16 protein-coding genes are annotated in these 21,618 nt (G+C 71.4%); 8 read left to right on the top strand and 8 right to left on the bottom strand.

What is annotated here, in order from left to right; all coding sequences use genetic code 11:
• Positions 1–103: 103 nt before the first annotated feature.
• On the top strand, positions 104–1,060 hold the full coding sequence (locus AB0M88_RS27435) for a nitroreductase (RefSeq protein ID WP_364107083.1): 957 nt from the start codon (positions 104–106) through the stop codon (positions 1,058–1,060).
• A gap of 4 nt (positions 1,061–1,064) precedes the next feature.
• Here AB0M88_RS27435 and AB0M88_RS27430 read toward each other — a convergent pair whose 3' ends face one another.
• Entirely contained in the window at positions 1,065–1,238 is a 174-nt protein-coding gene (locus AB0M88_RS27430) for a hypothetical protein (protein WP_364107081.1), read from the bottom strand.
• Between the two features lie 387 nt (positions 1,239–1,625).
• Between AB0M88_RS27430 and AB0M88_RS27425 the strand changes: the two genes are divergently transcribed.
• Positions 1,626–3,485, top strand: a complete 1,860-nt coding sequence (locus AB0M88_RS27425) for an arabinofuranosidase catalytic domain-containing protein (RefSeq protein ID WP_364107079.1) — start codon at positions 1,626–1,628, stop codon at positions 3,483–3,485.
• Between the two features lie 56 nt (positions 3,486–3,541).
• On the opposite strand, the gene AB0M88_RS27420 is transcribed toward AB0M88_RS27425, so the two are convergent.
• The gene (locus tag AB0M88_RS27420) at positions 3,542–4,576 is read right to left on the bottom strand and encodes a cytochrome P450 (protein WP_364107077.1); all 1,035 of its coding nucleotides are present in this window, start codon (positions 4,574–4,576) and stop codon (positions 3,542–3,544) included.
• Positions 4,577–4,671: 95 nt separating this feature from the next.
• Here AB0M88_RS27420 and AB0M88_RS27415 point away from each other — a divergent pair, with 95 nt between their 5' ends.
• The 5 genes from AB0M88_RS27415 (at position 4,672) to AB0M88_RS27395 (ending at position 9,432) form a co-directional block, all read left to right on the top strand.
• Positions 4,672–5,865 (top strand): serine hydrolase domain-containing protein, encoded by a 1,194-nt coding sequence (locus tag AB0M88_RS27415; protein WP_364107075.1) that lies wholly within the window; start codon positions 4,672–4,674, stop codon positions 5,863–5,865.
• A gap of 46 nt (positions 5,866–5,911) precedes the next feature.
• Entirely contained in the window at positions 5,912–7,048 is a 1,137-nt protein-coding gene (locus tag AB0M88_RS27410; protein ID WP_364107073.1) for a histidine kinase, read from the top strand.
• Positions 7,036–7,695: a response regulator transcription factor gene (locus tag AB0M88_RS27405; protein WP_364107071.1), complete on the top strand. Its 660-nt coding sequence runs from the start codon at positions 7,036–7,038 to the stop codon at positions 7,693–7,695. Before AB0M88_RS27410 ends, AB0M88_RS27405 begins: the two co-directional genes overlap by 13 nt.
• Positions 7,696–7,864: 169 nt before the next feature.
• Positions 7,865–8,320, top strand: coding sequence for a DUF6294 family protein (locus AB0M88_RS27400; RefSeq protein WP_364107069.1), 456 nt, complete (start codon positions 7,865–7,867; stop codon positions 8,318–8,320).
• Positions 8,321–8,403: 83 nt separating this feature from the next.
• On the top strand, positions 8,404–9,432 hold the full coding sequence (locus AB0M88_RS27395; RefSeq protein WP_364107067.1) for a uroporphyrinogen decarboxylase family protein: 1,029 nt from the start codon (positions 8,404–8,406) through the stop codon (positions 9,430–9,432).
• A gap of 28 nt (positions 9,433–9,460) precedes the next feature.
• Here AB0M88_RS27395 and AB0M88_RS27390 read toward each other — a convergent pair whose 3' ends face one another.
• The 3 genes from AB0M88_RS27390 to AB0M88_RS27380 all read right to left on the bottom strand — a co-directional run bounded on the left by AB0M88_RS27390 (position 9,461) and on the right by AB0M88_RS27380 (position 13,989).
• Positions 9,461–11,059: a methyl-accepting chemotaxis protein gene (locus AB0M88_RS27390; protein ID WP_364107065.1), complete on the bottom strand. Its 1,599-nt coding sequence runs from the start codon at positions 11,057–11,059 to the stop codon at positions 9,461–9,463.
• Between the two features lie 95 nt (positions 11,060–11,154).
• A complete protein-coding gene (locus AB0M88_RS27385; protein ID WP_364107063.1) occupies positions 11,155–12,294 on the bottom strand; it encodes a YbhN family protein in 1,140 nt (379 codons plus the stop codon).
• Between the two features lie 84 nt (positions 12,295–12,378).
• Positions 12,379–13,989 (bottom strand): MDR family MFS transporter, encoded by a 1,611-nt coding sequence (locus AB0M88_RS27380; RefSeq protein ID WP_364107061.1) that lies wholly within the window; start codon positions 13,987–13,989, stop codon positions 12,379–12,381.
• A gap of 152 nt (positions 13,990–14,141) precedes the next feature.
• On the opposite strand from AB0M88_RS27380, the gene AB0M88_RS27375 reads away from it, so the two are divergent.
• The gene (locus AB0M88_RS27375; protein ID WP_364107059.1) at positions 14,142–14,705 is read left to right on the top strand and encodes a helix-turn-helix domain-containing protein; all 564 of its coding nucleotides are present in this window, start codon (positions 14,142–14,144) and stop codon (positions 14,703–14,705) included.
• A gap of 65 nt (positions 14,706–14,770) precedes the next feature.
• Here the strand turns inward: AB0M88_RS27375 and AB0M88_RS27370 are convergent, their stop codons facing one another.
• From AB0M88_RS27370 to AB0M88_RS27360, 3 genes are all read right to left on the bottom strand, one after another.
• Positions 14,771–17,593: a M36 family metallopeptidase gene (locus tag AB0M88_RS27370; RefSeq protein ID WP_364107057.1), complete on the bottom strand. Its 2,823-nt coding sequence runs from the start codon at positions 17,591–17,593 to the stop codon at positions 14,771–14,773.
• Positions 17,594–17,653: 60 nt separating this feature from the next.
• Positions 17,654–18,409 carry a hypothetical protein gene (locus AB0M88_RS27365; protein WP_364107055.1) on the bottom strand — a complete coding sequence of 252 codons (756 nt, stop codon included), beginning with the start codon at positions 18,407–18,409 and terminating at the stop codon, positions 17,654–17,656.
• 87 nt (positions 18,410–18,496) lie between these two features.
• On the bottom strand, positions 18,497–21,610 hold the full coding sequence (locus tag AB0M88_RS27360) for a cyclic nucleotide-binding protein (RefSeq protein WP_364107053.1): 3,114 nt from the start codon (positions 21,608–21,610) through the stop codon (positions 18,497–18,499).
• Positions 21,611–21,618 lie beyond the last annotated feature (8 nt).

The following is a 21,618-nucleotide window of genomic DNA, read 5'->3' as shown; positions in this document are numbered from 1 at the left end:
CCGCACCGAGGGCCCTCGTCAACCTTCCACCCGTCCTCGATGGACCTCGTCCCTCCTGGCGTTCCGGGGACCCGCGCTCAGCCTGGGCCCGACGACAGGACCGATGACGATGCCGACCGACTCCCGGCCCTACGTGCCCGTCGCCCGCCCGATCAGCACGCGTTCCATCACCGAGGCGCTGCACCGCGCGGTCTCCGCGGCCCGCTATGCGCCGTCCGCCGACAACGCCCAGCCGTGGCGGTGGCGATTGGACGACGACGGCCTGGACCTGTTCATCGACTCGAGCCGGATGACCGGCGCCGGGGGCCCCGGCGACCGGATCGCCGCGGTCGGATGCGGGGCGGCGTTGCAGCATGCCCGGCTGGCCCTGGCCGCTCTGGGCTGGCGCGCCACCGTGACCCGGCTGCCCGACGCCGCCGACCCGCGCCATCTGGCGCGACTGCACATCGACGCGGTCGCCCGGATCGGCCGGCGCGCCGTCCAGGCGGCCCAGAACGTGCGGCTGCGGCACACCGATCCCCGGCCGGTCACCGGCGAACCCCTCGGTCCCCGCGACCTGGAGTCGTTCACCGCGGCCGTGGAGGCCGAGGGGAGCCGCCTGCACGTGCTGCGGCCGGACGAGATCCTGAGGCTTCTGCTGGCGTCACCGCCCGCCGCCGAGCTGGGACCACTGGAAGCGCAGTGGTACGAGGAACTGGCGCGGTGGGCCGGCCGGGGCCCGGGGGCCGGTGAGACCCGACACGAACGGGCGGCGACGTTCATCGTGCTGCACGGACCCGGCGACGAGCGGGTCGACTGGTTGCGCGCCGGTGAGGCGCTATCGGCGGCCTGGCTGGTCGCGACGGAAATGCACGTCTCGGTGCTGCCCCTCAGCGCGCCGGTCCAGCGGCCCGCGGCGCGGGACGCCCTCCGGCGGACGCTCGGCGACCGGGGCGATCCCTACCTGGTTGTGCGTCTGGGCCGGAACGCCGGTCCCGCCGTCGTCCCGCACAGCCCGCGGCTGCCGCTCGACCAGATCGTCGAGGTCCGGGGCGCCGGAGCCGAGCCGCGATCCCGGTGACCCGTCAGGGGGAGTCGGCTTCAGCCAGTTCGGCGAGATCGAGGTGGAGCATGGCGAGCAGTCCGCCATGCCGGGAGGTGTCGATGAGCTCGGGCAGCTCACGGTCGACGAAGTCGGCCCGGGCGTTCTGGCCGCGTTCGCGAAGAACGGCGATGACAACCGCCTTGGAGATGGTCATTGTCTGCTCTCGGAGAAGGGCGGAGCCCGCGATGACGGGCTGAGGCCGCCGAAGTGTGGAGCGACAGTGGCCAGACTACGCCCCTTCCGGACTTTTCCCGCGCCGACCGTTCGTCGGCGGCCTCCACACCGTCGCGCCGGCCCGCGCCGGGATCATGCTGCTCGCCGCGGTGGCGGCGTCCCTCCAGCGAATCCCATCGATCGTCTTGCCACGTCTGGCGAGTGGTCTTACGCTCGGTTCACCCCATAGTTCAGAAACTGAACTAATCCCCAGTGAATCGGCGCCGCGGTCCACCCCACCACCGCGATGCAGACCGACCGCGTCATCACCAACCCCTACGTCGCACGACGCTGCCCCCATTCGGCGTGGTGCGGAAACGAGGTTCCCATGAATCTGGCACCGTCAAGGCGGCGGTGGGCACAGCTCGCCGCCGCTTGCCTGCTGGTCGTCGCCGCCGCTCTCCCCGCGGCCACCGCGAACGCCGCGACCGGATCCCTGCCCTGCGACCTGTACGCGGCGGGTGGCACGCCGTGCGTGACGGCGCACAGCACCACCCGGGCGCTGTTCGCCTCCTACAACGGTCCGCTGTACCGGATCCAGCGCTCCTCCGACAGCGCCTTCCTGAACATCGGCGTGCGCGCCGCCGGCGGAGTCGCGAACGCCGCGCCCCAGGTGTCCTTCTGCGCCGGCACCACCTGCACGATCACCACGATCTTCGACCAGACGGCCAACCACAACGATCTGCCGATCTCACCCGGCGGCACCTTCGCCGGCCCGGGCCCGAACGGCTCGGACGTCGGCGCCAACGCCATGTCGCTGCCGGTCACCGTCGGCGGGCAGACCGCGTACGGCGTGCTGGTCACCCCCGGCACCGGCTACCGCATCTCGAACGCGAAGAACGTGCCCACCGGTTCCCAGCCCGAGGGCATCTACATGGTCACCTCGTCGAACGCGGTGAACGGCGTCTGCTGCTTCGACTACGGGTCGGGGGAGAACGACGGCAACGACGACGGCGACGCCACGATGAACGCGATCTACTGGGGTCAGGCGTGCTGGACCGGCGGCTGCACCGGCAACGGCCCGTGGGTGGCGGCCGACCTGGAGAACGGCATGTATCTCAGCGCGGCCGGCCCGAACAACCCCGGCTACACCGGCACGCACCTGCCGTTCGTCAGCGCCTGGGAGAAGAACAACGGCACCACCAACTTCACCTTGAAAGTCGGCGACGCCACCACCGGCGGCCTGAACACCACCTACTCCGGGGCGTTGCCCAACGGCTACAACCCGATGAAGGTGCAGCCGTCGATCCTGCTCGGCACCGGCGGCGACAACAGCAACGGTGACATCGGCGAGTTCTTCGAGGGTGCGGTCACCGCCGGATTCCCGACGGACGCGACCGAGAACGCCGTACAGGCCTCGCTCGCGACCGCCGGCTACAGCGGCAACACCGCCCTGTTCCCGACCACGGAGTCGGTGGTCAGCCTGCGCGCGCACGCCAACAACAAGTACGTGGACGCGGCCAACAACGGCGCGAGCGCACTGATCGCGGACGCGACCTCGATCGGCAAGAATCAGACCTTCGACCTGTTCGCCAGCCCCGGCGGCACGGTCAGCCTGCGCGCCCACGCCAACGGCAACGTCGTGACCGCCGACAACGCGGGCGCCGCACCACTGATCGCCAACCGCGGCGCGGCCGGGCCGTGGGAGACCTTCGACCTGATCAACAACGCCGACGGCACCGTGAGCCTCCGCGCCCACGCCAACGGCAAGATCGTCACCGCCGCCAACTCCGGCAACTCGCCGCTGATCGCGGCCAGCACCACCGTCGGCACCGCGGAGAAGTTCGACGTGGTCCGCGACACCGTGCCGGTGAGCCTCCGCGCGCACGCGAACAACCAGATCGTGACCGCGGACAACGCCGGCGCCGCGCCACTGATCGCCAACCGCGGCGCGGTCGGCCCGTGGGAAACGTTCGACATGACCGGCAACAGTGACGGCAGCGTGAGCTTCCGCGCCCACGCGAACAACCAGATAGTCACCGCCGACAACGCGGGCGCGGCCCCACTGATCGCGAACCGCACCGCGGTCGGACCGTGGGAATCCTTCGACCTGATCGCGAACACCGACGGCAGCGTGAGCCTCCGGGCGCACGCGAACAACCGGATCGTCACCGCCGGCGGCTCGCCTCTCGTGGCCGCCAGCACCACGATCGGCCAGGGCCAGCAGTTCGACCTGATCAGCGACTGACCTGTAGTCCCAGCGCGTACCCGGCCGGAAAGGCACCCCCGTGCCTTTCCGGCCGCCTAGATGATCACCGGAAGCTCGGCGAGCGAGTGCATCAGGATGCTGGGTCTCCACCGCGGGCTGAAGCCGGCCCGCAGCTTGAGTCCGGGGCAGCGGGTCAGCAGGCTCTCGAACAGAATGCGGGCCTCCAGGCGGGCCAGCGGCGCGCCGAGGCAGTGGTGGATGCCCCGCCCGAACGCGAGGTGCGACGAGCCTTGCCGGGTGGTGTCGAAGGTGTCCGGGGCGTCGAAGCGCCGGCCGTCGCGGTTCGCCGACAGGATCGAGATCAGCACGGTCGACCCGGCGGGGATGGTCCGGCCGCCGTAGGTGACGTCCTCGGTGGCGACGCGGTGGGTGCTCAACTGGACCGGGCTGTCGTACCTCAGCATCTCCGCGATGGCCGCGGGTATCCGGGCCGGCTGGTCCCTCAGCAGTTGCCAGAGTTCGGGGTTCGCGAGCATGCGGTACGCGCCGTTGCCGATCAGGCCGGCCGTGGTGTCGTGGCCGGCGAGCAGAAGCAGGTAGACGGTGGAGACCATTTCGTTGTCGGAGAGCCGGCCGTCTTCGACGAGCAGGGAGACCAGATCTCCGGCGGGTTTCTCGCGCTTCGCCGCGAGAAGCGATCGGATGTACGCGATCAGGTTGGCCTGTGCCGCCGGAAGCTCGTCCCGGCGGGCCGCCCCGTCCACCATGATGTGCGACCACTGCGCGAAGGCGTCCCGGTCCGCCACCGGCACTCCCAGCATCTCCGAGATGACCGCGATCGGCAGGGGAAACGCCAGCTCGGCCATCACCTCGTGGCGGCCCGGCCGGACGAAGTCGTCGAGCAGCCGGTCGGTGATGGCCCGCACGGCGGGCGCGAGTGCCTTGATGGCGCCGGGGGTGAAGGCGGCCTGGACCGCCCGGCGGAGCCGGCCGTGTTCCGGTGGGTTGACGACGAGCATGTGGTGCCGGGTCGCCTCGTCGATGTCGGCCGGTATTCCGCCACCGTCCGAAGTGGTTTCCGGACTGGGTTTCCGGAGCGCACCGGTGTCGCGGTCAAGGGATGCCAGCATGTCAACAAGGTGGGGCGCTGACTGGATTTCGGCCTGCGCCGATGCCCCATAGCCTCGTCATCACTTCCGTTTCCCGATGACAGGATGATGTGAGCATGCGCAATCTTCCGCGCAAGCGAGCCGGCCGAGCCGCGAAGAGCGCGGTGGCGTTGCTCGTCTCGACGGCTGCGATCGTGGCCCCGACGGCGGCCACCGCGAACGGCGCGCCGACGGTCGTCCAAGCGCTACGAGCCGACCTCACGGGATATCTCGGCGCGCACGGAGCGGAGGAGCATTTCTCCGCTCTTTCGGTCCGGGTGACATATCCCGATTCGCGTCCCGGCCTCGCGATCAGCGCCGGCACCACCGGATACGGCGGCCACACCGCGGTCTCGGACGACGCGTTGTGGCAGATCGGCAGCAATACCAAGGCGTTCACCTCGGTGGTGATGCTGCGGCTGGAGGCTGACCGGCGACTGTCCATTCACGACCGTCTGGGCAAATGGTTACCGGAATATCCGGCCTGGCGCGACGTCTCCATCAAGCAGCTGCTGTCGATGACCAGTGGCATTCCCGACTACACCGGTGCGGCCGCGTTCGGGGCGGACATTCAGGCCGCCCCGCGTCGCACGGCCACGGCCACACAACTGATCGGGTACGTGAAGAATTCGCCGCCCGGGCCGCCGACGTACGCGTACTCGAACACCAACTTCCTGCTCGCGCAGCTGGTCATCGAGCGCGCGACCCACGACAGCTACTTCCACCAGGTCACCGAGCGCATCCTGCGCCCGCTCGGTCTGCGCGACACCTGCTTCGCTCCCGAGACCTGCCCGGCGCACGTCGCGTCGCGTCTGCCGTCGGGCTACTCCCTGCAGGAGGGCCTGCCCGCGCTGGTGGGCCGGCCGGTTCCGCCGCTCGCCCTGTCCTGGGCGCAGGGCGCGGGCGGCCTGGTGAGCTCGCTGAAGGACATGACCACCTGGGACCGGGCGCTCTACCAGGGCAAGGCGTTGCCGCCGGCGCAACAACGCGAGCTGGAGTCGCTGATCTCGGTCACCACCAGCCGGCCGATCAGGGTCGTGACGGCCGGCGACCCGTTCGGCTACGGGCTCGGCATCGCGCAGAAGACCGACCCGGCGACCGGAGTCACCTGGGCCTATCAGGGCGGCACACTCGGGTTCCGGGTGCTGCACCTCTACTTCCCGCGCAGCGGGTTGCTCATCGCGGTCGCGGTCAACAGCAGCGTCGACGGCGGCTCCCTGCCCGACCTCGCTGATACGGTCTATCGAACTCTCTCGACGTCACACCGGTAGCGTCAGACGCCGTGCCGGCCGCGCCACGAGCAGGGGAGACGGGCCAGTGATACGCCAGGACCTGAGGCTGATCGCCGCCAACGGTCTGACCGGGGTGCGGGCGCTGCTCCTCGTGCTGCGCTCACCGTTTCTGGTCGTCCTGCGCCGCGACCGGAGGCCCGCGGTCGAAGCCCTCGTCGCGGCCCAGCGCCGGACCGACACGCTCGTGCTCGGTCCCGGCGAACCGGTTTCCGCTCCGGGGAAGGCGATGCCGTGGCTGCTCTGTCAGGCGATGCTCGGTCCCGGGGTGCTGGTGCTCAGTGCGCTGATGTGGGCGCTCGCGCTGGCTACGGTCGGCGCGCCGCTGTGGTGGCGGCTGGTGGCGGAACACCCGGTGCCCGGGCTGGTCGTGGTGATCGGCAGCGACCGCAACGCGTTCGTCGTCGCGGCGTTCGGCCTGCTCGCCGTGCTCGTCGCGGCCGCCTGCAGCCACGGGTTGCCGCGCTGGCACGCCGGGGTCAACCTGCTGCTCACCAGCGGGCGGCGGCGCGGCCGCCTCACCCGCCGGATCGCGGTGCTCACCGAGTCGCGGTCCGGCGCGCTGGAGGTGCAGGCCGCCGAGTTGCGCCGGATCGAACGCGACCTGCACGACGGTGCGCAGGCCCGGATGGTGTCGCTCAGCATGCTCCTCGGGCTGCTCGACTTCAAACTCCAGGAGGTGCCGGCCGAAACCCGGCAGCTGCTCGGGCACTCACGGACCCAGGTCCGCGAGGCGCTGCGTGAGCTGCGAGAACTCGTACGCGGGGTATATCCGCCGATCCTGGCCGACCGGGGCCTGGACGGCGCCATCGAATCACTCGCCGAACACGCCGCTCCGGGCCCGCACGCGATCACGGTCGCGGTCGACGTCGCCGACCGGCTGCCGGTGGCGCTCGAGTCCGCGGTGTACTTCGTCGTCGCCGAGGCGCTCACCAACATCACCAAGCACAGTGGAGCGGACCGGGCCGGGGTCGCCGTGCGGGGCGACGGGGACCGCGTACGGATCGAGGTGTGGGACGACGGCCGTGGCGGCGCTGACGAACGATGCGGCACCGGCCTGGCCGGCGTCCGGCGCCGGGTGGCCGCCTTCGACGGTGTCATGTCGTTGTCCAGCCCGGTAGGCGGACCGACCCTACTGCGCGCGGAGCTGCCATGCGCATCGTGATCGCCGAAGACCTGTTGCTGTTGCGGGAAGGGCTGCAACGAGTTCTGAGCGAGCTCGACTGCACGGTGGTCGCGGCGGTCGAGGACGCCGACCAGCTCCTGGCCGCCCTGGACCGGGAACGCCCGGACCTCGCGATCGTCGACATCCGGCTGCCGCCGGCGTACCGGGACGAGGGCCTGCGCGCGGCGATCGAGGCACGCCGGCGCCGGCCCGGCATGCCGATCCTCATCCTGTCGCAGTACATCGAGCAGGCTTACGTACGGGAACTGCTGGCCGACGCCGGTGGCGGGATCGGCTATCTGCTCAAGGACCGGGTCAGCGACGTGGCGGAATTCCTCGCCGCGCTGCACACCGTCGCGGCCGGTGGCACCGTGCTGGATCCGGAGGTGGTCAGCGGGCTGCTCAGCCGTCTGGGGCGGGCCGAGGTGCGCAAGGTGCTGACCCCACGGGAGCATCAGGTGCTCGGTTCGATGGCGCGCGGGTTGTCCAACTCCGCGATCGCCGCGGAACTCGTCATCACCGAGCGCGCGGTCAACAAGTACATCAACCGCATCTTCAGCAAACTCGGCCTCCCGCCCGCTGACGACGCGAACCGGCGGGTTCTCGCGGTGCTCCGATACCTGGACGCCGGGGGCGGCCGCGGATGACCTGCGTCTACGCGTAGTCGAGGCCGTAGGGCCGCCGACCGTGCGGAGCCCAGCGGCCGGCGCCGCGCGAGGGCTTGACGTGGCGTCGTTTCAGCGACGTATCAGTGCCGCTTCAGGCCGGGATGTCAACGTTCTCGCGGTTCGACAAATCCCGACCTGAGGGGAAGCAATGAACGCTCCGAAATTCCTTGGCCACGCGTCCGTCGGAATCGCCGTAGGCCTCCTGGCCGTCGCCGCCTCGGCCGCGCCGGCGCTCGCCGACGGCTCGTCCGGGGGCGCGCAACACGCGGCGCTGGCACCGGCCCTGTCGAGAGGGTTCACCTGGGGGACGCTGCGCGCGGGGGACTGCCAGCAGACCAACGGAAGGCTCACCCTGAACTCCGACGGGACGGGTGACTTCAGCGCCGACACGCTCACGTTCCAGACACACACGCACGATGTGTGGCACGCCACCTTCAACCTTTCCACGGTGTCCGGCACCCGTCTGCTGACCGTCGGCCCGCTGGACAGCCCGGGCATGAGTGACGGCAACCCGCCGCCGGTCTACCACTGGGACCGTACGTTCACGTTCGACCCGGCGCTGTACGGCGCCATCGGAGCCGCGTCCCAGTCCTACAGCTGCTGAGGCCGGTTCGGGCCGTCCGGGCGCTCCGCGAGGGCGCCCGGACGGTGATACTGGGGGTTCCAGCACCCTGAGGGGGATGTCTCATGCCGGCACTTCCACTGTTCCCGACCACGCTCGTGGGCAGCTTTCCGCAACCCGAGTGGCTGATCGACCGGGCCCGCCTGGCCGGCCGGTTTCCGCCGCGCGTGCGGGCGGCGGAACTCTGGCGGCCCGCGCCGGAGTTCCTGGCCCGCGCGCAGGACGACGCCACGCTGCTCGCGATCCGGGAGCAGGCCGATGCCGGCCTGGACATTCTGACCGACGGGGAGATCCGGCGCGAAAGCTACTCGAATCACTTCGCGACCGCCCTGATCGGGCTCGATCTCGACAATCCGGGCGAGGCGCTGGACCGCAGCGGACATCCGAACCCGGTGCCCCGGGTGGTCGGCGCGGTCAGCCGGCCGCGGCCGGTGCAGGTGGCCGATGTCCGCTTTCTTCGCGAACACACCGACCGCACCGTCAAGGTCACGGTGCCGGGCCCGTTCACCATGTCGCAGCAGGCGCAGGACGACTACTACGGCGATCCGGAGACCCTCGCGTACGCCTATGCCGAGGCGGTCAACGCCGAGGTGCGTGACCTCTTCGCGGCCGGGGCGGACATCGTCCAGCTGGACGAGCCCTACCTTCAGGCCCGGCCGGAGCCGGCTCGCGCGTACGGCGTGAAGGCGCTCAACCGCGCGCTGGCCGGCGTGGTCGGCACCACGGCGGTGCATCTGTGCTTCGGCTATGCCGCGATCATTCACGAGCGCCCGTCCGGATATTCGTTCCTTCCGGAGCTCGCCGACTGCGCGTGCGACCAGATCTCGATCGAGACCGCCCAGTCCAACCTCGACACGTCGGTGCTGAAACACCTCAACGGCAAGACCATCATGCTGGGCGTCATCGACCTGTCCGACCCGGCCGTCGAGTCCGTCGACACCGTCGTCGAACGCGTACGCCGCGCGCTGCCGCACGTCGCGCCCGAGAAAGTGGTGATCGCCACGGACTGCGGGATGAAATATCTGCCGTGGGAGTCGGCGACCGGCAAGATGCGGGCGATGACCGGCGCCGCCGAGATTCTGCGTCGCGGGTGACGTTTCAGCTCGAGCCGGAACGGGTCTCCTAGACCCGGAAGTTGGCCACGACGGACTGGAGTTCGGCCGACATCCGGGCCAGTTCCTGGGCCGAGTGCTGGGTCTCGGCGACCGTCGTCGTCGTGGTGCGGGCCGCGTTGGCGACGTTGGCGATGTTGTCGGTGATGCTGGTCGATCCGGCGGAGGCCTCACCGATCGACCGGCTCATCTCGTTGGTGGTCGCGGTCTGCTCCTCGACCGCCGAGGCGATGGTCGTCTGGTAGTCGTTGATCTGCGCGATGATCGCGGAGATCCGGCCGATCGCGGCCACGGCACCATCGGTGTCGGCCTGGATGGCCTCGACCCGCTGGGAGATGTCGCCGGTCGCCTTCGCGGTCTCCTGGGCCAGATCCTTGACCTCGCTCGCCACCACGGCGAAGCCCTTGCCGGATTCGCCGGCCCGGGCCGCCTCGATGGTGGCGTTGAGGGCGAGCAGGTTGGTCTGCTCGGCGATCGCGGTGATGACGCGGACCACGTTGCCGATCTCGGCCGAGGACTCGCCGAGTTTGGCGACGCTCGCGTTGGTGACGGCGGCCTCGGTGACGGCCTGCGAGGCGACGCCGGCCGCGTCGTTGGCGGACTGGGAGATCTCGCGGATCGCCGAACCCATCTCCTCGGTGCCGGCCGCAACCGTCCGCACGCTGCGGGACACGTCCTCGGAGGCGGTCGCGAGCAGCCCGGTCTGGGTCGAGGTCTCGTGGGCGTTGCTGGCGATCGCCTCCGCCGACTCCGACAACTGGCGCGAGGACGCGGCGAGCGTACGGGAGGAGTCGGCGAGCGCCGCCACGGTGTGCCGGATCGAGGCGGTGGCCCGGTTGACCGCGGCCGCCATCTTGCCGACCTCGTCCCGGCCGGTGGCCGCGGCGTGGCCGGTCAGGTCACCGTCGGCGACGGCGTCGAGCACGTCCCGGACACCCTCCAGGCGCCGGGAGATGCCGCGGCCGATCAGCAGCGCCAGCCCGGCCGAGAGGAGCACCCCGGCCAGCACCACGATGATGATCAGCCGGCGGGCGCTCGTGGCCTCCTGGTGAGCGCTGGTGCTGTTCTGCGCGGCCTGGGAGCGTTCGAGGGCCATCAGTTTGTCGACGGCGGTGTTCATCGTGTTCTCGGCGCTGCTCCACAAGGCGTACTGGTCGGCCTGGGAGGTGGGCACTGTGACCCCGGCGGGCGGAGCCTCGCGGAACAGCAAGAAGTTGACCAGCGCCTTGTATTGGGCCCAGGCGGCGCCGAACGCCTTGGTCTGGGCCTGCCAGACGGCCGACGAGTCGGGCGCCGAGACGTACAGGGTGCCGGCCGTGTCGACCGCGGCCTGGCCGTCCTTGGTGAGTTTCTCGTCCTGGGTCTTGTCGGTGGCCGACTGGGCGCCCTGATAGAGGAAGAGCGCGCGATACATGTCCGCCATGCCGTTCTGCAGGTTGACCAGCGCGTCGAGCCGGGTGATGTTTTCCGACTTCAGGTTCTGCACCCGCACGTCCAGGGAGCCGAGCCGGGCCCACGCGACCCCGGCCGTGCCCATGGCGACCACCGCTACCACGGCCACCGCCAGGATGATTTTGGTGCTGACCCGCACGTCGTTGAGGCGGCTCATGTCGTTCTCCCGGCATCGTCAACAGCATCCGTCGAAAGATGCCCCCACCTGCCGTTCGGCGAGGCCGGTGATCTGCTGAGCGTTAACGGGGGATCTCAGCGGCGCCGGCGGATGACGAGCCAGGTTATCCAGCCCGTGCCGATCACGAAGCCGAAGCTGATCAGTCGATAGAGGACGACGGCGGATATCGCGGCGGCGGTGCCGGCGCCGCCGGCCACCAGACCGAGGATCAGGGCGCCGTCGATGATGCCGAGGCCGCCCGGGACGATAGTGATCGTGCCGGCGGCCATGCCGGCGCAGAAGGCCAGCAGCACCTGGGTGGCCCGCACCGAGGTGCCGTTCACGGCCTGGAAGCACATCCAGAGGCAAGCGGCGTCGAACAGCCAGTTGAGCACGGCGTGGGTGGCGGCGGCGGTGGCGTGCCCGGGCGTCAGACTGGCCGCCCGGAGTTGGGCGACGAAGCCGCGCACCCGGTCGACGGCCCGGTCGGCGTCGTGGTCCGCGGGCCGGCGGCGCACCCGGTTGAGGCCGGCGAGCACGACGCGGGCTGCGCGTTCGAGTTTCTGTGGGTGGTCGGCGAGGTAGCGGGTCCCGATGGTCAGCAGCAGGAGCGCGGCGGCCAGTTCGGCGAAGGTCCGCCAGTCGGGAACGCTGCTCGCGGAGAGGGCGCCGCCCGCGGTGATGACGGCGAGTCCGGCCGCGGACAGGATGCCGGAAAGCGCGATGCACCAGGACGCGACGGCGGGCGTGGCGCCGAATCGCCGCATCTGCTGGTAGTTGAAGCGGGTGGAGAACGCGGGGCCGCCGGGCAGGGTGGCGCTCAGCGAGTGGGCCGCATAGGCGAGCGCGATGTGCCGGCGGATCGGCACCCGCACGCCCGCGGAGCGCAGCAGCCGCCGTTGCATGCGGGCGTAGGCGCCCATCGCGGCGATCTCGGCCACGACCCCGGCGGCGAGCCATCCGGGCCGGGGCCGGCTGAGGTGGGCCAGGGCGGACGTCAGCGCCGGCCATCCGATGACGAGTTCGGCGGCGAGGATTCCCAGGACGGCCACGACCGCCGCCCGGCGCCCCCACCGTTTCGGCGCGGCCCGGCCGGCGCCGGCTTCGCCGTCTTGGGAAACGCCGGAGGTCGGGTCGGCGCCGGCTTCGACGTCGGGCGAAACCCCGATTTCCGTACGCCGTCCGCGCGCCAGTTCGTAGCGGCCGGTCTGGAGGGTGCCGTGGTACATCGACATGGCAATCCGCCCTCCCGCCCTGACGCTGGTGTGATAGCTCCGGGGTGCGGCGCCGGTCGTGGCCCGGCGGCGCCGCCCGAAGGGTCAGCCGACCGGCTGCTCGACGGCGACGTCGGCCGCCGTGACGGTGCCGGCCACCGCCGCCTCGGCCGGGGCGGCACCGGCGGCGGGCTTGCCGCCGCGCAGCGGAACGTGCTGGATGAAGAGCGCGACGACGAAGCCGGCGACGGCGACGACGCTGCCCCAGAGGAACAGGTGGGTGATGCCGTTGGTGACCGCCTGCTTGAACAGGTGCTGCACGGCCTCGGGCATGGCCCGCAGCGCCGCCGGGGTGAACGAGGAGACCGAGGCGGTGCCCTTGCCGCCGCCGGCGGCGCCCAGCGTGCTGGTGAGCTGCTGGGTGTAGACCGAGCCGAGGATCGAGACGCCGAGCGAGCTGCCCATGTTCCGCAGGAACGTCGACACGCCGGTGCCGGCGCCCATGTCGCGCATCTCGAGGCTGTTCTGCGCGATCAGCGTGCTGGTCTGCATGATGCAGCCCATGCCGGCGCCGAGCACCACCATGTAGAGCGCGGTGGTGGTGGTCGAGGTGCCGAGGCCGACCGTGCTGAACAGCAGCATGCCGCCCGCCACGATCACGCCGCCGACGATCGGGAAGACGCGGTAGCGGCCGGTCCGGCTGATCACCTGGCCGACCCCGAGGCTGACCACCATGACGGCGATCATCATCGGCATCAGCAGCAGGCCGCTGTTGGTGGCCGAGGAACCCTGGACGAACTGCTGGAACTGGGGCAGGTAGCCGACGGCGCCGAACATCGCGAAGCCCGAGACGAAGGCGATGCCGCCGGCCAGGCTGAAGTTACGGCTCTTGAAGACCCGCAGCGGCATGACGGGCTCGGCCACGCGGCGCTCGACCGCGATGAACGCGACCAGGGCGGCGACGGTGAGCACGGCGAGGCCGATGATCTGCGGGGAGAACCAGTCGTACTGCGTGCCGCCCCAGGTGGTGATCAGGATCAGCGAGGTGATCCAGACGGCGAGCAGGCCGGTGCCGGTCCAGTCGATGCGCGCGCGGCCGGTGCCGCGGGGCAGCCGCTGCAGGGTGATCGAGCAGACGATCAGCGCGGCGATGCCGAGCGGCAGGTTGACGTAGAACGCCCAGCGCCACGACAGGTGGTCGGTGATGGCGCCGCCGATCAGCGGGCCGCCGATCATGGCGACCGGCATGACCGCCATCATGACGCCCTGGTACTTGCTGCGGTCGCGGGGCGGGATCATCACGCCGATGATCGACAGCACGCCGACGATCAGGCCGCCGGCCCCGAGGCCCTGCACGGCGCGGAAGCCGATCAGCTCGGGCATGTTCTGGGCCATGCCGCAGAGCGCGGAGCCGACCAGGAACAGCACGATCGCGGCCAGGAACGTGATCCGCCGGCCGTACAGGTCGCCGAGCTTGCCCCAGATCGGGGTGGCGACGGTGGTCGCCAGGATGTAGCCCGTGGTCACCCAGGACAGGTGGGTGAGGCCACCGAGGTCGCCGACGATGGTCGGCAGCGCGGGGGCGACGATCATGTTGTCGAGCATGGCGAGCAGCATGGCGATCACCAGGCCGCTCATGGTGACCAAGATCTGCCGGTGGCTGAAGCCCAGTCCAGCCGGCTCGGCCGCCCTGGGTGGCGCTGAGGTTTCCTGCACGGTTGGGGCCTCTCGTGTGTGGCTGCCGGTCTTTCCTGGTTGCCGGAGCGTGAACTAACTAATCGACCGGCTAGGTAAAAACAATAGGGGTATCTACTAGCCGGGCGTCAAGCTATCTATGATGGCGGTGGGAGGCATCACACATGGCACGCGTGAGCGAGACCGGAGACAGCCGGCGCACGGACACCCGTGCGCGGATTCTGACTGTGGCGCTGCGCCTGTTCGCCGACCGGGGCTACGCGAACACCTCGCTGCGGGAGATCGCCGAGGAGCTCGGCGTCACCAAGGCCGCCCTCTACTTCCACTACAAGACCAAGGAAGACATCGTCTCCGGCATCCTCCGCGACTACATGGACGGCGTCCACCGGCTGCTCGACGAGTGTGACGAGCAGGGGGCGACCCTCGCCGCGCGGGAGAAACTCCTGCGCGACTTCGCCGCGCTGCAGGCCCACTGGGGCGGTGACCTGACGAAGTTGATCCGGCAGAACTACACCGAGGTCGTCAACCTCCCGGTCGGCCGCGAGGTCAAGGAATCACACCACCGCCTGATCGACGTCCTCGCCGGGCCCGCGCCGACCGTGCTCGGCCGCACCCGTGCGGTCGCCGCCATGGCCGCGCTGCAGAGCGCCGCCATGCACTTCGAGGACGTCGACGAGGCGGTCCGCCGCGAGACCGCCCTCGTCGTGGCGCTGGAGGTGCTGCGGGGCAGCACCTGAACTCCGCCGCGGCGACCGCGAACAGCACGGGCTGAACCGTCGCGGCCGCCGCGGGCGGCGATGGATCAGGCCGCTCCGTACACCCCCACCTCGACGGTGTCGACGAAGCCGCAGCCGCTGAGGTCGCTCGGGCAGGTGCCGCCCTCGTCGGCGACCTGGGTGCCGAGCATCGTGTAGCGGACGAACCGCACGCCGGCCGTGCCGGCGGTCAGCGGCACCGCGTTCATCCGGTCGCGGTCGGCCGGAGCGAAGTGTCCGGTCGCGGCCACGGTCCACGCGGTGCCGTCGGGCGAGGTCTCCACCCGGTAGTCGCCGGTGGAGGCGCTCGGGTCGTCGCCGCAGTTGCCGGACGGGTTGACCTCGACCGACGTCAGGTTGACCGCCGCCGGCAGTTGCACGGTGAGGAACCGAGGCTCGATCGCCGTACCGCCGGTGAGGACGGCGTCGGAGCTCCAGCCAGTGCCCTGCGACATGTCGATCGCCTGGGCGGGACCGCAACCGAACCCGCTGCTGTCCTCGCCGTTGAAGTCGACGATCTGGGCGCCAGCCTGGGACGCCGCCCAGTCGCGGCGGACGGCCCAGTCGACCGTGGCCGGCTTCCGGGTCACCGTGATCGTCTTGACCTGGCGTTCGAACCCGGCGCCGCTGGCCGCGACCTTCGGATAGGTGCCGGTGAAGATGTCGCTGATCCGGTAGTGGCCGGAGGCGTCGGTGACCGCGGCGTACGAGCCGGCGAACCCGGAGCTGTGGCCGCCGAAGGTGACCGCGACCCCGGCCGCCGGCTGCCCGGTGTCCCGGTTGGTGACGGTGCCGGCGATCGAGCCCTTGGGCGCACCCGGAGCCGGCGGCAGTGCGAAGTCCTCGACCGGCGCGGTGTCCGAGCCGTCGGCGGTGGCGGCGAAGAAGCCCATGCCGCGGTGGGCGAAGACCTTCCAGATGTCGTGCTGGTCCCGGCCGCCGGCCACGACGCGGTCGGCCATCAGGATCGAGTTGCGCATGTCCAGATAGGACGGATCGGCGGGGGAGAGCTCCATCGCCCGGGTCACCAGCGATTCGGCGAGCTTGCTGCCGAGAGCCGTACGCAGATCCCACAGCGTCTCCGCCCAGATCTCACCGTCGGCGTGCACCTCGGCCCCGCGCCGCGAGATCTTGCCGAAGTCCCCGTACGTGTATCCGCCCGGTCCCGCGGTCGGCGTGCCGGGACAGACCGTGGCCGAGGCACCGACCGGGCAGTCCAGCGGCTGGGTGCGGATGGTGTTCGCCCCCGCCGTCGAGTACTCGAAGATCACCAGCTCGCCCGGCTTGCGGGTGTCCTTCTCCAGGCCGACGTCCTGCAGGTAGTCGTAGGCGTACCAGTCGCTCCACGCCTCACCCATGGCGCCCGACTGCGGACCGTTGAGTGTGGACACCCCGGCCGCGTCGACGACCAGGCGGTTGGACAGCCCGTGCGTGTATTCGTGATAGACCGAGGAGGCCTCGTTGCCGACGTCGGACGGCACGTACGGGTCGGCCAGTGTCGGCGTGTTCGGGGCGGGCTGGAGATACATCTGCATCGTCGGCGAGGTGCCGTCGGGCGGGGTCGACATGTTGGCGTTGTCGACGTGGGCGCCGTCCGGGAAACCGTTGTCGGTGTTCGCCCCGTCCAGGTCGTTGACCTCGACCGGGTCGCCGTCGCGGGTCTCGAAGTTGCCGGCCGCCCGGGTGAACCCGATCGGCGCGGCCAGCAGGTGATCGTGGTAGACCGACGTGAAGTAGAGCAGCTGGGTCGCGTCCATCGCCCGGTTCGCCTGCCAGGAGAACGGCTGGAACGGATCCCACGTGCACTGATAGCTCGCCGAGCACAGGTCACCGGTGAACTGCTTCAGCGGGTAGACGAACTGACCGGGTGAGCTCGGCCCGACCTCCTCGCCCCGGTCGGCGGCGTCGTTGTCGTTCAGGTCGGAGAACACGTGCGACGAGGTGCCGCTCAGGGTCTTCGCGTACGGCGAAAGCCATTTGCCGAGCGAGACCCGCCGTTGCCGGCCGCCGGCCGGCGCACCGGGATAGTTGTCCCAGACCGTCGCGTCCGGTCCGGCCTCGTTGTCGGTGAGATTCTGCCGGTAGAGGACGCGGCCGCTCTGCGCGTCGACGACATGCAGATATCCGGCCTGCATGGTGAGCGTCTGATAGCCCAGGCGCAGCCCGCCCACGGTCGGGAAGGCGACCAGTTCGGCCTTGTCGCCGGGGGTCGGCCGGGTCTCCCGCGCGTCGCGGCGGGCCGTGTCGAGCGCCTGGGCGCCGGTCAGCCGGGCCCCGGCCAGACCGGCCGGCATCTGCCGGACCGGCGACCCGGTCATCTGGATCAGAGCGCCGTTCCGGGCCACGTCGGCCCGGATGCCGTTGCCGAACACCGGCACCGAACCGACGTGCTGCAGGAAGCTCAGGTGGTGGGTGCCGGCGACATCGACGTAGTCGCGGCTCAGCTTCAGCGTCGCCGGATCGACGCCGAACAGATCGGCGTGCGCCTTGAGGTACGCCCGGGCGACCTGCACGGCCGGAGCCTTCGACGGTCCGGTGAGGAAGCCGTCGAGCCGGGCCACCTGCCGTGGCGTGCCGGTCAGCGGGTCGATGTCGACGATGCCCTGCTCACCGAGCGCGGCCCGCATGCCGCTGACCGCGGTCGTCGGCTTGGCGGCCAGCATCGCGGCCTTGGTGTCGAGCAGCCCGGCGATCGCCGGGTCGTGGCGCGCGTCGTAGTTGCCCGGCGCGGCGGTCGCCGTCGCCGGGCGGTTCGAGTGTGGAGCGGCCGGTGCCGCGGTGGCGGCCCCGGCGGTGGTCACGGCCGGCACGAACGCGACGGCCAGGATCGCGCCGGAGGCGACGAGCGTACGTCTGAGTTGTGTTCTCACCCGGCCAGCCTGGCAAACCAATCGAGATGCATCAACATCCAGTCGTGGCCGGCCGGCGGATCATTTGTCCTTGTTCACCACCGTACGGTCGAGCCAGCCGTCGCCGTTGTCGTCATACATCCGCTTTTCGAAGATGCCGTCGTCGTTCTTGTCGTAGTCGGCGTAGTCGACGAGCCCGTCGCGGTTGGTGTCGTGACCGACGAAGTCGGAGTGCCCGTCGTGGTTCACGTCGACGAAGATCTCGACGCCGTCGCTCTTCGTACCGATGAACGAGGCTTTGTCCCAGTGCCCGTCGCCGTTCGCGTCGATGTGCGGGTGGTAACCGGCCGGCGGCATGATGTGCTCGGCGTCGCCGAAGGACCGGCCGACCTCCTCGAGCCCGGTCGTCGGTGCGGCGCCGAAGCCGGTGGAGGCGGCCGGCGCGGCGCCGAATCCGCTCTGGCCCGCGGCGCCGCCCCCGCCACCGGACGCGTCGCCGAAACCCTGCGTGGCCCCGTGGCCGCCGATCGCGTCGCCGACGTGCTGCGCGGCCGCGCCGGCCGCGCTCCCGGACGCCGGCCACGGCCCGTCCGCCGCCAGCGAGTGGCCGATGTCGGCGACCGCGGAGAACAACCCGAAGGTGCTCGACTTGTTCGTCCGCGTCTCGACCGCGCCCAGCCCGCCGCCCGATCCGGTCGAGACCTGGCTGCGCAGCAGCCCGACCTCGCCGGGGTCCAGCTCGTAACCCGACAATGCCGCGTCGGGGTCGGCCGCCAGCGCCGCCGCGAAGGCCGGCTCGCTGAGCAGGCGTTCCAGCACCGCGTCGAAGTCAGTCATGTCGCTCAGGCTAGAAGCCGGCGTCGAGCGCGGCTATCAGAAAGTCAGTCAAGTTCTGGCACCAGCGAGCACGTTCGCTCCTCCCCATCAGGTGATGATCGGCGGCGTCGTCGTCGGTGACGGGATCGGCGACTGCGGGGGCGGGGACGATGTCGGCCTGGTCGGCCTGGTCGACGGCGGATTGCTCGTCGGCGTCGGCGTGGTCGTCGGCGGGCGGGTGGTGGTGGCCGGCGGCGTGGTCGCCGGGGGCCGGGTGGTGGTCGCGGGCGGTGGGTTCGGCCGGATGGTCCGGCGCGGCGGCGCGATCGTCGGCGGAACGCTCGCCGTGGTCGGCGGGACGCCCGGGGTCAGCGTGGCCTCGGTCGGCGGAACCGACGACGGCTCCCCGGCCGCCGGCGGGACGACGACACCGTCGCCACAGCTCGGTTCGCCCGGCGTGCCGGTGGCCGGGACCCCGGCGACGGTGGCCGAGCCGGTCGACACGGTGACGGTGCCCGGGTCGACGGCGTACGACGTCCGGCCGGTGTTCTCGACGGTGCCGGCCGGCCGCAGCACGACCAGCGACAACGGCCGGAACGCCCCGCTGGTGCTCGCGGTGTCGACCAGGAGCCGGCCGTCGCCGAGGCTGACGGTGCCGTGCTCGGCGTACTGCCGGCCCCCGTCGATCCGGAGCCGGCCCATGGTCGTGCGGGAGCCGCCGCACAGCACGACTACCGACCCGCCCGAGAAGGTGAGCTGTCCGGTGGCCCCGGGCGGCACCTCGATCTTCGAACCTTCGCCGACGTAACGCCGGGCGCCCTTGGCGAGCCGGGTCGTGGCGCCGCCGGCCACCACACTGATCGGGCCCCGGTCGGCCGTGAGCAGCGCCCGGTTGCCCGGCATCTCGGCCCAGGCCGGTCCGGGCGTGAAGTTGGCGAAGGTGAGCAGCAGCGCGAGCAGGAGCAGAAGCAGGACGAGCCACCACATGCGGCGCTTGAGCCGCCGGTCCACCTCGGGGTCCTCGGTGCCGTCGGGCGGGCCGGGCGGCACGGCGAGCGGCGGGTAGACGCCGGCGCCGTGCACGCCGGAGGCCAGACCCGCGCGGCCGGTCGGCCGGGGCGGTCCGGCGACGACGTGGCCCGCGGCGCCGACCAGCGGCGGCAGGACGGAGGCGTCGGGGATGATCCAGAGCCGGACCGGCGTACGTGTCTCGGCCACCGTGCCGGGATCGCCCTCGCCGACCGGGCCGACCAGGGTGCCGCGGCGGAATTCGGTGCCGTCGGGCGTGGCGATGACGCCCGACTCGACGACGACCGCGTAGGTCGGCCCGGGGAAGGTGACCGGCTCGCCCGGGCCGAGGTCGGCGGTGTGCCCGGAGGCGATCAGCGCCAGCCGCGCGTCGTGGTCCAGTTCGGCCAGCGCGGGCGTGTCGGCGATCAGCGCCTCTGTCTCCGCGTGATTCCTCGGCGGCGGTCCGGCCAGCGGGCCGACCACCGTCGCCACGGTCGCCGCCGGCACGGCGAGCAGCGTGGAGCCGACGCTGTGCCAGTTCAAGGGAGTGGAGCGGCCGGTCAGCGCGTCCGCCAGGCCGACGACGCCGCCCGGGCCGACGTGGTGCCGGATGCCGCCGCCGGGGTCCCCGGACCGGCGGGCCTGCAGGGCGCCGCCCACGACCACGTACACCGATCGCTGGGCTTCGCCGGCGATGACCAGCTGCCGGCCGCTCGGCGGGCGCAACCAGCGGCCCCCGTCGGCCAGGCCGGCCAGTGCGGGCTCGGGCAGCCGGCCGAGCTCGGAGGCGTGCAGCGCGGCCAGCCGCCGTGGGGCGTCGGCCTCGCGGGCGCGTTCGGCGGAGCGCTCGCGGTAGCGCCGCCACCACCCCGCGAGCCGGCCCACGAGCAGGTAGAGGAGCGGGGCGCCGAGCCCGGCCAGGATCACCACGAGCAGCACCCGGCCACCGGCACCGTTGTGCCACAGGCCGGTGACCAGCCCGGCGACGCGGTCGGACCACATCCGGTAGGCGAGATTCGCGGCGATGGCGAGCCACAGCACGGCGAGTACCCCGTACAGGGCAACGATCTTGCCCTCGGTGTCCAGAGCGGGCCACGCCGGCGGCCGGCGGCGCAGCCGGCCGGTCACCCAGGAGATTCCGCGGGCCCGCAGGTTGGGGATCTCCAGCCAGTCCATCAGCAGGTAGTAGCCGTCCAGCGCCAGGAACGGATTGAGGTTGAACAGCCCGTTCAGATACCAGGCGAAGGAGAGCTTGAAGGCCAGCGGTCCGACCGCCGGGAACGCGAGGCCGGCCAGCTGCATCGAGCCGGCCAGCACCAGGCCGGTCAGCGGGCCCGCGGCCGTGACCAGCAGCCGCGCCCGCCGGCCGGCCATCCAGACGTCGGTCGTGTCCACGAAGACCGACGGGATGCCGAAGTAGACCAGCAGGCCGGCCGACGGCACCTCGCGGCCCGCGTGCTTGGTGGCCAGCGCGTGCCCGAGCTCGTGGCAGGCCAGCGCGAGCACGTTGAGCAACAGCAGCACGACCGCGCCGAGAAGATAGGAGCCGTGGGTCAGGAAGACCGCCTGGCTGCCCCGCCACCAGGTGGCGACGAAGATGCCGAGCCCGGCCACCGCGACCAGCGACAGCACGACCGCGACGGCCCGGGTGAAGAGGAACCGGCCGCCGGCCCGGTAGAGGCCCGAGACGAAGCGGTCGACGTCGACGACCATCATCCGGCGCCCCCGGACGGTCGCGAGCAGGCCGCGGCCGACCCGCTCGCGCAGCGGCGGGCGCTCGATCCGCTGCAACGGCCGGAACGCGTCGACCGGCAACTCGTCGAGCATCCGGTTGCCGGCCAGATCGGCGACGACCCGGCGGACCTGGTCCGGAGCGAGCCGCCCGGCCAGGCGGGCGAACTCGGCCACCAGCCGGGCCACCGTGAGCGTGCCGTCCATCATCTGGGCGAGCTGCCACTCCTGCGGAGTGAGCCGCAGGTAGCAGGCCCGGCCGCCGTCGTCCGGCGAGCGCAGCATGACGTACGCGGACCCGCGCACACTGGTCAGCTCGACCGTCTCGATGCCCGCGCGCAGCACCGGCCGCGCCCGGGCCGGGTTGAGCCGGTCGACGACGGCGCCCCACAGTCCGGGGTCGGCGGGTCCGAGGGGCTCACCCGGCGCGCGCTCGGCCAGGGCTTCCCAGACACTGATGCGGGTCTCGGCGAAAGTCACTCGGGTCG

Source organism: Actinoplanes sp. NPDC051411 (genome assembly GCF_040682075.1).
In the GTDB taxonomy this organism is placed as follows: Bacteria; Actinomycetota; Actinomycetes; order Mycobacteriales; family Micromonosporaceae; genus Actinoplanes.
Note: the sequence above shows the minus strand (reverse complement) of the source record. Positions and strands in the feature narration are given on the sequence as shown.

Coding starts and splice junctions, on each gene's coding strand:
- AB0M88_RS27435 (WP_364107083.1), top strand. CDS start 104: ATGACGATGCCGACCGACTCCCGGCCCTACGTGCCCGTCGCCCGCCCG.
- AB0M88_RS27430 (WP_364107081.1), bottom strand. CDS start 1,238: ATGACCATCTCCAAGGCGGTTGTCATCGCCGTTCTTCGCGAACGCGGC.
- AB0M88_RS27425 (WP_364107079.1), top strand. CDS start 1,626: ATGAATCTGGCACCGTCAAGGCGGCGGTGGGCACAGCTCGCCGCCGCT.
- AB0M88_RS27420 (WP_364107077.1), bottom strand. CDS start 4,576: ATGCTGGCATCCCTTGACCGCGACACCGGTGCGCTCCGGAAACCCAGT.
- AB0M88_RS27415 (WP_364107075.1), top strand. CDS start 4,672: ATGCGCAATCTTCCGCGCAAGCGAGCCGGCCGAGCCGCGAAGAGCGCG.
- AB0M88_RS27405 (WP_364107071.1), top strand. CDS start 7,036: ATGCGCATCGTGATCGCCGAAGACCTGTTGCTGTTGCGGGAAGGGCTG.
- AB0M88_RS27400 (WP_364107069.1), top strand. CDS start 7,865: ATGAACGCTCCGAAATTCCTTGGCCACGCGTCCGTCGGAATCGCCGTA.
- AB0M88_RS27395 (WP_364107067.1), top strand. CDS start 8,404: ATGCCGGCACTTCCACTGTTCCCGACCACGCTCGTGGGCAGCTTTCCG.
- AB0M88_RS27390 (WP_364107065.1), bottom strand. CDS start 11,059: ATGAGCCGCCTCAACGACGTGCGGGTCAGCACCAAAATCATCCTGGCG.
- AB0M88_RS27385 (WP_364107063.1), bottom strand. CDS start 12,294: ATGTCGATGTACCACGGCACCCTCCAGACCGGCCGCTACGAACTGGCG.
- AB0M88_RS27365 (WP_364107055.1), bottom strand. CDS start 18,409: ATGACTGACTTCGACGCGGTGCTGGAACGCCTGCTCAGCGAGCCGGCC.